At 61.5% G+C, this 12,573-nt stretch carries 8 protein-coding genes; 4 read left to right on the plus strand and 4 right to left on the minus strand.

Annotation, left to right across the window (positions count from 1 at the left end; all coding sequences use genetic code 11):
• Nucleotides 1-95: 95 nt before the first annotated feature.
• The 4 genes from mgtE to ppk1 form a co-directional block, all read right to left on the minus strand.
• On the minus strand, nucleotides 96-1,529 hold the full coding sequence (gene mgtE, locus ACUXAC_RS00705; RefSeq protein WP_141967309.1) for a magnesium transporter: 1,434 nt from the start codon (nucleotides 1,527-1,529) through the stop codon (nucleotides 96-98).
• Nucleotides 1,530-1,632: 103 nt separating this feature from the next.
• Nucleotides 1,633-1,815: a YfgG family protein gene (locus tag ACUXAC_RS00710; protein ID WP_197658699.1), complete on the minus strand. Its 183-nt coding sequence runs from the start codon at nucleotides 1,813-1,815 to the stop codon at nucleotides 1,633-1,635.
• 181 nt (nucleotides 1,816-1,996) lie between these two features.
• Entirely contained in the window at nucleotides 1,997-3,547 is a 1,551-nt protein-coding gene (gene ppx / locus ACUXAC_RS00715) for an exopolyphosphatase (protein ID WP_049200673.1), read from the minus strand.
• Nucleotides 3,548-3,557: 10 nt separating this feature from the next.
• Nucleotides 3,558-5,621, minus strand: coding sequence for a polyphosphate kinase 1 (gene ppk1, locus ACUXAC_RS00720; protein WP_141967313.1), 2,064 nt, complete (start codon nucleotides 5,619-5,621; stop codon nucleotides 3,558-3,560).
• A 396-nt stretch (nucleotides 5,622-6,017) separates the two neighbouring features.
• On the opposite strand from ppk1, the gene ACUXAC_RS00725 reads away from it, so the two are divergent.
• The 4 genes from ACUXAC_RS00725 (at nucleotide 6,018) to ACUXAC_RS00740 (ending at nucleotide 12,534) form a co-directional block, all read left to right on the plus strand.
• Nucleotides 6,018-8,189, plus strand: a complete 2,172-nt coding sequence (locus tag ACUXAC_RS00725) for an ABC transporter permease subunit (RefSeq protein WP_060424848.1) — start codon at nucleotides 6,018-6,020, stop codon at nucleotides 8,187-8,189.
• Nucleotides 8,186-9,835 carry a phosphate ABC transporter permease PstA gene (gene pstA, locus ACUXAC_RS00730; RefSeq protein ID WP_060424845.1) on the plus strand — a complete coding sequence of 550 codons (1,650 nt, stop codon included), beginning with the start codon at nucleotides 8,186-8,188 and terminating at the stop codon, nucleotides 9,833-9,835. Before ACUXAC_RS00725 ends, pstA begins: the two co-directional genes overlap by 4 nt.
• 28 nt (nucleotides 9,836-9,863) lie before the next feature.
• The gene (gene pstB, locus ACUXAC_RS00735; RefSeq protein WP_004941613.1) at nucleotides 9,864-10,676 is read left to right on the plus strand and encodes a phosphate ABC transporter ATP-binding protein PstB; all 813 of its coding nucleotides are present in this window, start codon (nucleotides 9,864-9,866) and stop codon (nucleotides 10,674-10,676) included.
• A gap of 190 nt (nucleotides 10,677-10,866) precedes the next feature.
• The gene (locus tag ACUXAC_RS00740) at nucleotides 10,867-12,534 is read left to right on the plus strand and encodes a ShlB/FhaC/HecB family hemolysin secretion/activation protein (protein WP_387444848.1); all 1,668 of its coding nucleotides are present in this window, start codon (nucleotides 10,867-10,869) and stop codon (nucleotides 12,532-12,534) included.
• Nucleotides 12,535-12,573: the final 39 nt, after the last annotated feature.

The following is a 12,573-nucleotide window of genomic DNA, read 5'->3' on the forward strand; positions in this document are numbered from 1 at the left end:
GAGGAAAACCTACCGGGAAGGCCGACTTTGCTGCGTTAACGCAAACCCGGCGACAGAATGACGAAAAAGCCGGCGCGGGGCCGGCTTTTGGCGTATTACAGCAGGAACAGGGTGGCGAGGCCGAGGAAGATGAAAAAGCCGCCGGTGTCGGTCAGCGCGGTGATGAGCACGCTCGAGCCGACCGCCGGATCGCGGCCCAGTTTGAGCATGGTCATCGGGATCACCACGCCCATCAGCGCCGCCAGCAGCAGGTTGAGCAGCATCGCCAGCGTCATCACGCCGCCCATCGCCGCGTCGCCGTACAGCAGCCAGGTGATCACGCCCATGATGCCGCCCCACACCACGCCGTTGATGATGGCCACCCCCAGCTCTCTGAGCATCAGACGCGAGATGTTGCCGACTTCGATCTGGTGCAGCGCCAGCGCGCGCACGATCATGGTGATGGTCTGGTTGCCGGTGTTGCCGCCGATGCCGGCGACGATCGGCATCAGCGCCGCCAGCGCCACCAGCTGGGAAATGGTGTGTTCGAACAGGCCGATCACGCGCGAGGCGACGAACGCGGTGCAGAGGTTGATCGCCAGCCAGGCCCAGCGGGTCTTGACCGCCTTGCTGACCGGGGCGAACACGTCTTCTTCCGGGCTTAAACCGCCCATGCGGCGCAGGTTGGTGTCGCTCTCTTCGTTGACGGCGTCGACGATCTCTTCGATGGTCAGGCGGCCCATCAGTTTGCCCTTGGCGTCAACCACCGGGGCGCTGATCAGGTCGTAACGTTCGAACGCGCCGGCCGCTTCATCGGCCTTGTCTTCGGGCTGAAAGGTGGCGGGATCGCTGTCCATCACGTCGCGCACCGGGATCTCCGGATCGTTCAGCAGCACTGCGGTTAGCGGCAGCTCGCCCAGCAGGGTGTTTTTGCGGTCGGTGACGAACAGTTTATCGGTGGCGTCGGGAATGGTTTTGCGCATGCGCAAAAAGCGGTGCACCGCGCCGAGCGTGACGTCCGGCCGCACCGTCACCAGTTCGAAATCCATCATCCAGCCGACGCTGTCTTTGGCGTACTGGCTCATCTCGCGCACCTGGGCGCGCTGCTCCGGCTCCAGCGAGGTCAGCAACCGGCCCATCAGGTTACGCGGCAGGTATTGCGCCAGGTAGGCCTGTTCGTCGACGTCCAGCGTTTTGATCGCTTTGAGCAGGTCTTTGTCGCTCATTTCCTCGATCAGGCTGTCCCAGACCGGCTCGGCGACCTCCACCAGCGTCTGGCCGCGCTTGCTGTTGCCCACCAGCCGCCACAGCGCCATACGTTCGTCCTGCGGCAGCGCTTCCAGCAGGTCCGCCAGGTCGGCGGCGTGCATGTCGTCCAACAGGCCGGTGATTTCCGCCGTCTGGTTCAGCCGTTCGCTTTGGCTGAGGGCGTGCTCATCCCCCGGACGGCCGAGAATGCCGTCGACCAATTCCTTATTGTTCAACAGCAGAGTGAGAATGCGCTGGCGATGTTCAGCGACTTTTTTGACGTTATGGGTTGCGGCTGACATGGTGTTCCTTAACGGGCGCTCGGCGTTCCTGACGCAGGCTCATTAAAAGATAGAGCATAGCGAGTGCCGGAGTCATTTTTATGAAACGGACGGGGCGCGGCGGTTATTCAGAGGAGGCGTCCTTTTGCGGCGCGCTGACTTCGGCGGCGTTTTGCGCAGCGGCCTGCTTTTTTTCCTGATGATGAGGCACCGCCACCACGGCGGCGTACAGCAGTCGGCCGACTAAAATGATAAAGCTGATAAACAACACTATCTTCGTCATCTGTCCGGTGGTTTTCTTGCGCATATATCACCCGGTATGCCGGTGTCCTGTGTTATTCGCTCGAGAATTTGTAACCGGATTTTAGGCGCTGATGACAAAAGTTGTCCATTTTTTTCCGGCGTGCGGCACGGCGCATTAGGGTTTCGTTTAGGTTGACGGGGCGAGGGCGGAAAGAAAAACCCCCTGTCTGGCAGGGGGCGGGGGATCAGGCGGAGCGCTGTTCGTCTTGCGAGCCTTCTTCGTCGATCAGCAGCTTCCAGCCGACGACGTCGTTCCAGTAGGCCTGCTCGCGTTCGAAATCGAGCTGCACCAGGTTGTTCTGCGCCAGGTAGCCGGCCGGGAAGCGCAGCGTCCAGTGGTTGTCGTCGGTGGTCAGGCGCAGCGTTTCCGGCGTGGTGGTCGACTGACGCTGGTTGTTGAGCAGGGTGCTCAGACGCAGCAGCTGGATCAGCGGCAGGTAGTGTTTCTTCTTGAACAGGTTGAGGCGCGGCAGCTCTTCGAGCTTAATCGCCTTGCGGTGGAAGCGCACCAGCGCCGCCAGCAGCAGCTGTTGTTCCTGGTTGAAGCCAGGCAGGTTGGAGTTTTGCAGAATGTAGGCCGAATGGCGGTGCATGCCGCTGTGGTTGATGCTCAGCCCCACCTCGTGCAGCATGGCGGCCCATTTCAGCAGGGCTTCCAGCTGCGGATGCGCCAGCTTGGTATTTTGCGCCATCCACTGCGAGTAGAGCAGCTCGGTGGTTTCCAGCACCCGCTTGGCCTGCTCGCGGTCGATGTTGTAGTGATCGGCCAGGCTCTTGGCGGTGCGGCTGCGGATGTCCTGGTGGCGGAAACGGCCTTCCATTTCATACAGCACGCCTTCGCGCAGCGCGCCGTCGGACAGGCGCAGATCGCGGATCGCCAGCGCGTCGAACACGCCGCACAGAATAGCCAGCCCCGGCACGAATACCGATTGGCGATCTTCCGACAGCCCCGGCAGGCTCAGTGAACTGAAGCTTTTGAACTGCAGCACCTGCTCGGCGAGCATTTCCAGGCGATCCAGGGTGATGAGACCGTCTTTTTCCCCCATCGCCACCAGCACTTCGTGGGCGGCCTTGATGGTGCCCGAAGCGCCCAGCGCATACTGCCAGCCCTGAATGCGGTACTGCCAGGCCAGCGTTTCCAGCTTCTGCGCCGCCGCCAGCCGCGCGCGGCGGAAGTTGTTTTTGCTGATCTCGCCGCCCGGGAAGAACAGCTGGGCGAAGCTGACGCAGCCCATGCGGCGGCTTTCCGCCAGCAGCGGCTCGAAGTCTTCGCCGATCACCAGCTCGGTGGAGCCGCCGCCGATGTCGATCACCAGCTTGCGGCCTTTCTCCGGCTGAGTGTGCTCCACGCCCATGAAGATCAGGCGCGCTTCTTCCTGACCGGCGATGATTTCTATCGGGTAGGGGATCACTTTGGCGGCGCGCTTGAGGAACACTTCGGCGTTCACCGCCTGACGCAGGGTGTGCGTCCCGACGATGGTGACGTTATCCGCCGGGAAGCCCTGCAGCCGTTCGGCAAACAGGGCCAGGCAGGCCAGGCCGCGCTCTATCGCCTCTTCACTGAGTACGTTGTTGCTGTCCAATCCGTCGGCGAGATGCACCCGCTGTTTTAAACGGCCCAATACCTGTAAGGCGCCGTTGACGACGCGGGCGATCACCATGTGGAAACTGTTCGACCCGAGGTCGATGGCGGCGATTTCCTGCGGTTTGTTCGTTGCAGTGTTTTTTAGCGGCATAGTTGCTGGCCTACTGTCCTGGTTGTTCCAGAGCTTTTAAATACTCGTAAATAGCCACCTGGGCACGCACTTTGCGGCGGTTGCCGCGCGGCACGTACTGGTTGCTCAGTTCTTTATCCACATAACGGGCCTTGACCGTATCGCTGAACAGGATCTCCAGGATGTCCAGAACGCGCTGTTTCAGCGCCGGATCCAGCAGCGATACCGCCACTTCGATACGGTAATCTATGTTGCGGGTCATCCAGTCGGCGGAGGACAGATACACCCGTTTGTCACCTTTATTGTCGAAAACGTACACCCGATCGTGTTCCAAAAAGCGATCGACGATGCTGATCACCTGAATATTGTCGCTGATCCCCGGCAGGTTGGGAATCAGGGAACACATGCCCCGCACCAGCAGGCGGATCTTCACGCCGGCGCCGGACGCGGTATATAACCGATCTACCAGCCCTTTATCCACCAGATTATTTATTTTCAACATAATGCCGGCCTGTTCCCCGGCCTGGGCGTTGGCGATTTCGTTGTCGATCAGCTCATACAGCTTCAGGCGCGAGTTCTGCGGCGACACCATCAGGTTGTCGAAGGTGACCGGCCGGTAGGGGTTCTCGATAAAGTTGAATACCCGGCGTACCTCGTTGGTGATGCGTGAGTCGGCGGTCAACAGCGAATAGTCGGTGTAGATGCGCGCGGTTTTTTCGTTAAAGTTGCCGGTACCGATATGAGCATAGCGCACAATGTCATCGCCTTCACGGCGCGAAATCAGGAACAGTTTGGCGTGGATTTTCAGGCCCGGCGCCGAGAAGATCACGTGTACGCCGGCTTCGGTCAGGCGCTTCGCCCAGTGAATGTTGGCCTCTTCGTCGAAGCGCGCCTGCAGTTCGACCACCACCGTGACCTTCTTGCCGTTGTGCGCGGCGTGGATCATCGATTCGATGATGCGCGAATCTTTCGCCACCCGGTAGATGTTGATCTTGATAGCCAACACGCTCGGATCGAACGACGCCTGGCGCAGCAGCTCCAGCACGTGCTCGAAGGTGTGGTACGGGTAGTAGAGCAGCACGTCTTTTTCGCGAATGGCGTCGAAGCCGTTGCGGAAACCGTCGAACCAGATGTGGCGCAGGCGCGGCAGCGGCTTGTTGACCAGATTGGCCTTGCCGACGTTCGGGAAACTGATGAAATCTTTGAAATTGTGGTAGCGGCCGCCGGCGATCACCGAATCGTAGTTGGAGATGCCCAGCTTGCCGCGCAGCAGCTCCACCATTTCGTTCGGCATGTCGCGCTGATACACGAAGCGCACCGGCTCGGCGGTCAGGCGCTGTTTCAGGCTGGAGGACATCAGTTCCAGCAGGCTGGATTCCATTTCGGTGACCAGATCGTACTCCGCGTCTCGGGTCATTTTCATCGAGTAGGCGTTGAGCGCGTCGTAGTCGAAGAAGCCCTTGAAGATATCGTCCAGGCAGTAGCGCAGAATGTTGTCCAGCAGGATCATCGGCTTACGGCGGCGCGGCGCTTCCGGCGGCAGATTGACGAAGCGCGGCACCTTGTCCGACGGGATCTCCAGCAGCGCATAGTCGATGCGCGCGCCGCGAATGATCTCCACCGCCAGGTAGGTGTAATCGTCTTTCAGGAACTGCACCAGGTTGGTGTCGTGGTTGATCAGGATCGGTGTGATGTGCTGGCGCAGATGCTGTTTGAAATATTGCCGCAGCCAGATTTGCTGGTTCTCGGACACCTGGCGCTCGTTGATCAGGAAGATCTGGTTACGCGCCATTTCCAGCAGCAGATCGTTGTACAGGCCGTCGAACTCCTGATCGGTTTTCAGCACCTTGGCCTGGATCTTTTTCAGCAAATGGCGCGAGGAACCGGCGGAGCCTTGCTCTTCGCTGATCAGGATGCGCCGTTTGAGATCGGCGAAGCGGACCTTATAGAACTCGTCGAGGTTGTTGGAGTAAATGCCCAGAAAACGCATACGTTCAATCAGGGGATTGCTCTTATCTGCGGCTTCCTGCAACACACGTTCATTAAAGGATAACCAGCTTAGTTCTTTTTCGATGTAGAGCTTTTCCTGACCCATTGCCACTCCAGTTCAAATTTAGAATAGGATCCGGGACGCAGCGCCCGGATGCCGCTCTAGTGTCCTTCATCATTATTGCGAGAGATTGACAGGAAAGTCCAACATATCCATTGCGTTGGCGCGCGGCGTTTTTTGGCGGCAATAAATTTTCGCCGATGCAGGGCGCAGGGGGGTGGAATGAGCAGCATGAAATGAAGGTTAGCAGGCTTATTCTTGGTGATATTAAGCGTGTTTGCGTTCATTTTTCAGCAATATATCAACGCCATATTGTCTGTTTGCAGTGTAAAAAACCTGGGTTATGGTGGGTAACTTTGTCATGCAAACGTCATAAAACTGACATAAGATGCCCGGTTATCTTACGGCGCAAGCCCGATTACATCAGCGACAGCGAGACACATGACACAGACGACGGCCAATCAACATCCCCGAGATCGCATGCGCGGGCGCATCGACCGCGGCGTGCAGGCGGCAGTAACCGCCAGCGGGCTGATGGTGCTGATGACGTTGATGCTGATCTTCGTCTATTTGCTGTTTGCCGTGCTGCCGCTGTTCAAACCGGCCTCGCTCGGCCAGGCGCAGCCACTGCCGATCGCGGCGTCGGCCCCGGTGCTGGCGCTGGGCATGGACGTGCAGCAGCGCGTCGGTTACCGCATCGACGCGCAGGGCGCGGGGCAATTTTATCGCCTGACGCCGGCACCGAACGGCCAGCCCCAGGCGCCGCTGGCGCAGCAGACGCTGCTGGCCAAACCGGCGCTGCTTGCCCAGGCCGCCGGAGAGCGCGATCTGTTTGCGTTGGCGCAGGCCGACGGCCGGTTGGTGGTGGCGCGCGCGGATTTCGCGACGGCGGAAAACGGCCGGCCGCAGTGGTTGTTCCCGCTCGGGCAGCAGCCGTTGGCGCTGGATCCGCAGCGCAAGCCGCTGAAACGGCTGTCGCTGGCGGATGCCCATCGCGGGCAGTATCTGCTGGCTGGGGTGACCGACGATCGGCGGCTGGTGTTCGGCCGTTTCAGCCCTGACCGGCCGCCGCAGTTCAGCGAGCGGCCGCTGGAACAGGATGCAGAACAACTGGTGCTGACGCCGGATGGCCGCCAGCTTTACCTGCTGACCGGCAACCGGCTGGCGCGTTATCAGATCGACGGCGCGCAGCTGCAGCTGCGTGAAACGCGTACCCTTGGCGAACATGCTCCGTATCAGATGACGGCGCTGCCCGGCGGCAGCGCGCTGTTGATCAAGGGCGCCGACGGCAATCTGCGCGAGTGGTTCGAAGTAGAAAAAGAGCAGCGCTGGCGCCTGACGCCGGTGCAGCATTTCGACCATGGCGCCGACGGGCAGGAGCTGACGGTGGCTGAGCCCTATCGCCGGGTGTTCGCCACCCTGCGGCCCGATGGCGGCTTCTCGCTGTTCTCCACCATTCAACCGCAGCCGCTGCTGAATACCCGTTTGGGCGCCGAGGTGCAGCAGATGGCGTTTGCGCCGCGCGGCGATGGCCTGCTGCTGGAGAGCGCGCAGGGCTGGCAGCGCTATGCGCTCGACAACCCGTATCCGGACGTTACCTGGCGTTCGCTGTGGGGCAAGGTGTGGTATGAGAACTACCCGCAGCCGGCCTATGTTTGGCAGTCCACCTCCGGCGAAGACAGTTACCAACCCAAATTCAGCCTGATGCCGGTGATCTTCGGCACCTTCAAGGCGGCGGCTTACGCGATGCTGTTCGCTATTCCCCTGGCGCTGGCCGGCGCCATCTATACCGCTTACTTTATGACGCCGGGGCTGCGGCGGGTGATCAAACCGGCTATCGAAGTGATGGGCGCGCTGCCGACGGTGGTGATCGGGCTGGTGGCCGGCATTTGGCTGGCGCCGATCATCGAGCAGTATCTGTTGGCGGTGCTGGCGTTGCCGCTGCTGCTGGCGGCGGCGGTGCTGCTGTGCGGCGCGTTGACCCATCGCTTTATGCCGCGTTGTCGGCCGGGCGTCGATCTGCTGTTGCTGTTGCCGCTGCTGGCGTTGACGGTGTGGCTGGCGCTCAGCCTGGGGCCGCGGCTGGAGGTGGCGCTGTTCGGTGAGCCGCTGCATTTCTGGCTGGGGGATAATTACGACCAGCGCAATGCGCTGGTGGTGGGCGTGGCGATGGGCTTCGCGCTGGTGCCGATCATTTTCTCGCTGGCGGAGGACGCGCTGTTCAGCGTGCCGGCCACCCTGAGCCAGGGCTCTTTGGCGCTGGGCGCCACCCAATGGCAGACGGTGATCAAGGTGGTGCTGCCTTCCGCCAGCGCCGGTATTTTCTCCGCGCTGATGATCGGCTTTGGCCGCGCGGTGGGGGAAACCATGATCGTGCTGATGGCCACCGGCAATACGCCAATTATCGACGGCAGCCTGTTCCAGGGGCTGCGGGCGTTGGCGGCCAATATCGCCATCGAGATGCCGGAGGCGGTCTCCGGCAGCAGCCATTACCGCGTGCTGTTCCTGACCGCGCTGGTGCTGTTTGTCTTCACCTTCGTGTTCAACACGCTGGCGGAGGCGGTGCGCCTGCGGCTGCGCAAGCGCTACACGCCGAATCAGGAGGCGCCATGAAGAACTGGGTGAAGAGCGGGTCGCCGTGGATATGGCTGACCGCCGGTTCGGTGGCCGTCAGCCTGTTGGCGCTGATCGGCATTCTGTTGCTGCTGGCCGGGCAAGGGATGCGCTATTTCTGGCCGAGCCCGGTTTATCAGTTTGAGCTGAATCAGAACGGCGCCGGGCCGGTGACGGTGATCGGCGAGCTGTACCAGCAGCAAAGCATTTCGCGCCGCCAGCTGACGGAAGCGGGCGTGGCGCCGCCGGGCGAGGCGCAAAGCGTCGAACGCTATCTGATCAAGGTCGGCAACCGCGAGCGCGAGGGGCAGGACTTCCGCACGCTGCTGGCCAGCGACATCCGCAGCCAAAGCACGCCGCGCGGCCTGCTGGTGCTGGAGCGCGACAGCCACGGTACCGCCTACGGCTATCTGGCGGGGCTGCTGGAGGATGGGCAACCGCTGACCGGCCGCAATCTGGGGCAGGCGTTGCAGCAGCGGCTGCCGCAAATCGCCGCGCTCTCGCGCCAGGCGCACGATATTCAATTCCGCGATATGGCGCGCATCAATCAGCAGTTTGACGCGCTGCGGCTGAGGGAAAAGCGCCTGCAGCGCGACGATAAGCTGGACGCCCGTGCGCAGGACGCCATCAAGGCCGAGCGGCTGGAGTTACAGCGGCAATACCAGCTGCTGTCCGAACGCCTGACGGGGCTGAACCGCGATCGCCAGCGCGATGCGCTGCTGCTGCGCGACATGCACGGCCAGACGTTGACCATTCCGCTCAGCCAGGTGCGCGATGCCTGGTACCCGAACGCCATGAACACCACCGAGAAGCTGGCGCACTGGGGCGAGCAGGTGAAGAAGTTCCTCACCGACAGCCCGCGCGAAGCGAATACCGAAGGCGGGGTGTTCCCGGCCATTTTCGGCACGGTGTTGATGGTGATCCTGATGTCGATCGTGGTGATGCCGTTTGGCGTGATCGCGGCGGTATATCTGCACGAGTATGCCGGCAACAATCTGCTGACGCGGGTGATCCGCATTGCGGTGGTCAACCTGGCCGGCGTGCCCTCGATCGTCTATGGCGTCTTCGGCCTCGGCTTTTTCGTTTATATGATAGGCGGCACGCTCGACCAGCTGTTCTATCCTGAATCCTTGCCCAACCCGACCTTCGGCACGCCCGGCGTGCTGTGGGCGGCGCTGACGCTGGCGCTGCTGACGCTGCCGGTGGTGATCGTCGCCACCGAGGAAGGGCTGTCGCGCATTCCCACTTCGCTGCGGCAAGGCTCGATGGCGCTGGGCGCCAGCCGGGCCGAGACGCTGTGGCGCATCGTGCTGCCGATGGCGGCGCCGGCGATGATGACCGGCCTGATTCTGGCGGTGGCGCGCGCCGCCGGGGAGACCGCGCCGCTGATGCTGGTGGGGGTAGTGAAATCGGTGCCGGTGCTGCCGGTGGACGAGATTTTCCCGTATCTGCACCTGGAACGGAAGTTTATGCATTTGAGCTTCCAGATCTACGATATGGCATTCCAGAGCCCGAGCGTAGAGGCGGCGCGGCCGCTGGTGTTCGCCACCGCCTTCCTGCTGGTGACGATCGTGGTGAGTTTGAATCTGGCGGCGATGGGTATCCGCCATTCGTTGAGGGAGCGGTACCGAGCATGGTCGCAGTAACAATGACGCTATTTTTGGGGAGTGCGTAATGGGTTTGATGACGCCAGGCAGTTTGCCCCGGCTGGATGTCCAGCATCTCGACGATGAACAGACCGCGCTGGCGGTCAACGGCCTGAACCTGTTTTATGGCGACAAACAGGTGCTGCACGATATTTCGCTGCGTATCCCGAAGCACCGGGTGACGGCCCTGATCGGCCCCTCGGGCTGCGGTAAATCGACGCTGCTGCGCTGTTTCAACCGCATGAACGATCTGGTGGACAACTGCCGCATCGAGGGCGAGCTACAGCTGAACGGCGCGGCGATCTCCGGGGCACAGATCGACGTGGCTGCGCTGCGGCGGCGGGTGGGCATGGTGTTCCAGCGGCCGAACCCGTTCCCGAAATCGATCTATGAAAACGTGGTGTACGGCCTCCGGCTGCAGGGCGTGCGCGACCGGCGCTTGCTGGATGAGGCGGTGGAGCGTTCGCTGCGCGCCGCCGCGCTGTGGCATGAGGTGAAGGATCGGCTGCGCGAAAATGCGTTCCGCTTGTCCAGCGGCCAGCAGCAGCGCTTGGTGATCGCGCGCGCCATCGCCATCGAGCCGGAGGTATTGCTGCTCGACGAGCCGACCTCGGCGCTGGATCCGATCTCCACGCTGACCATCGAAGAGCTGATTTCCGCGCTCAAGCAGCGTTACAGCGTGGTGCTGGTGACGCACAACATGCAGCAGGCGGCGCGAGTCTCCGACTACACCGCCTTTATTCATCAGGGCCGGCTGGTGGAGTATAACGACACCGACGCCATCTTCACCTCGCCGCGCCAGCGCCGCACCGAGGATTATATTACCGGGCGGTATGGTTGAGTTCTGGGGGCGTTGCATACGGCGCCCCTTTTCCCGTTTTTGTGTTTCCTCCGATTATTCTCGCTAACACGGCAAGCACGTCTTTTCACTGGCTACATTAATAAAAATAATTCTCATTTGCATGGACGGAGCCAACGAATTGTTTATAATTCGCCAATCTGTGTAAATCAGTGTAAATTGATGTGTTTGAATGTGTGCATGGAGGCTTGGTGCCTGGTCGCTATTATTAGCGTTTTGCAGCTCGGCGTGGTGCGCGGAAATCACCAGCCCTGCCGATCGCGACAGCATTACCCAACAGCAGAAAACGTTGCTGGAACAGGCCCAGCAACAGCGCGAGGCGCTGCAAAATAACGTTGAATTGCCGGCGTTACCGCTGCCTGTGCCAGCCGCCGCAGGAGCGGTTTGCCAGCCGGTGCGGCAGATTGTTTTTGAGGGTGCCGAGCATCTTTCCTGGTCGGTGAAAGAAAGCCTGGCGCGCCCGTATCAGGGAAGTTGTCTGACGCTGGAGCACATCAACCGCCTGGTGCGTGAAACCACCAATGCTTATCTGCAACGCGGCTATGTCACTTCGCAGGCCTGGCTGCAGGAGCAGGATATCTCCCGCGGCGTGTTGTTCGTCAGCGTCAGCGAAGGGCGAATCGAGTCCATCACGCAGAGCGGCGAGCAGACGCTGGCGTTGAAGATGGCGTTCCCCGGCCTGGTCGGCGACGTATTGAATCTGCGCGATATCGAGCAGGGCATGGAGCAGCTCAACCGGCTGGCTTCGCAGCAGGTGACCATCGATATTCAACCTGGCGAGCAACCCGGCTTTTCCAAAGTAGTTTTGCTGCGTGGCGCCACGCACGCGCCGGTCTCTTTCTCTTTCGGCGCCGATAACAGCGGCCAGAAAAGCACCGGCACCGGGCAGATGAATGCCGGCGTGGTGCTGGACAACCCGCTGCGCCTGGCCGACCAGTGGTCGCTCTCCGCAGCGCGCAATAACGATTTCAGCCCACATCATCGCAGCCGCAGCCTGAACGGCAGCGTCACCTTACCCTATGGCTATTGGCTGTTCAGCTACCAGTACGCCTGGAACGATTTTTTCCAGCAGGTGCCATTCAACGGCGCGGCTTACCGCTATCAGGGCAATAACCAGACCCAGCGTTTGGGCGCCAACCACACGTTGCTGCGGGATGGCAAACGCAAGCTGGCCGTTGATATCGGCCTGGCGCGGCGCACCACGGAAAATAAGCTGGCGGGTGAACGGTTGGGCGTCAGCAGCCCGACGCTCAGCATTGCCAGCCTGGGTCTCAATTACAGCGCGGTCGCGGGCGGCGGCTATATGACGCTGAACCCGACGGTAAGCCGCGGGCTGCGCATGCTGGGCGCCACCGCCGACGATCCGGAGCGCGACGGAGCGCCGCGCAGCGAGTTCCGTAAGCTTGGCCTCAGCGCCAGTTATTTCTATCCGCTCGCACCCTCCCTCTACTACCTGACCTCGGCCTATGGGCAAACCAGCGCAGACAACCTGTATGCCGGGGAGCGCATTTCCATCGGCGGGCAATACTCGGTGCGTGGCTTTAAAGAGCAGTACCTGACCGGCAATCGCGGCGCCTACTGGCGCAATGAACTCAACTGGCAATGGCAGACCTTGCCGGGGCTGGGGGCGCTCTCTTTGACCGGCGCGTTAGACGCCGGCTGGCTGCAGGGGCGCGCCGGGCAGATCGACGGCGGCAACGTCGCCGGCGCGGCGCTGGGAGCCACGTTAAGCGGCCGTTGGTTCAATCAGGCGATCACCGTTGGTAAACCGCTGACGCACCCAGACAGCCTGCAACCGGATCGTTGGGTGGCCTACTGGCAAGCCACCGTCACCTTATAACGCCAGCACACAGCAGGAGCGCCTCGGCGTTCAAAACAA

The organism is Serratia sp. 121840015-1 (assembly GCF_053627655.1).

Coding starts and splice junctions, on each gene's coding strand:
- mgtE (WP_141967309.1), bottom strand. CDS start 1,529: ATGTCAGCCGCAACCCATAACGTCAAAAAAGTCGCTGAACATCGCCAG.
- ACUXAC_RS00710 (WP_197658699.1), bottom strand. CDS start 1,815: ATGCGCAAGAAAACCACCGGACAGATGACGAAGATAGTGTTGTTTATC.
- ppx (WP_049200673.1), bottom strand. CDS start 3,547: ATGCCGCTAAAAAACACTGCAACGAACAAACCGCAGGAAATCGCCGCC.
- ppk1 (WP_141967313.1), bottom strand. CDS start 5,621: ATGGGTCAGGAAAAGCTCTACATCGAAAAAGAACTAAGCTGGTTATCC.
- ACUXAC_RS00725 (WP_060424848.1), top strand. CDS start 6,018: ATGACACAGACGACGGCCAATCAACATCCCCGAGATCGCATGCGCGGG.
- pstA (WP_060424845.1), top strand. CDS start 8,186: ATGAAGAACTGGGTGAAGAGCGGGTCGCCGTGGATATGGCTGACCGCC.
- pstB (WP_004941613.1), top strand. CDS start 9,864: ATGGGTTTGATGACGCCAGGCAGTTTGCCCCGGCTGGATGTCCAGCAT.
- ACUXAC_RS00740 (WP_387444848.1), top strand. CDS start 10,867: ATGTGTGCATGGAGGCTTGGTGCCTGGTCGCTATTATTAGCGTTTTGC.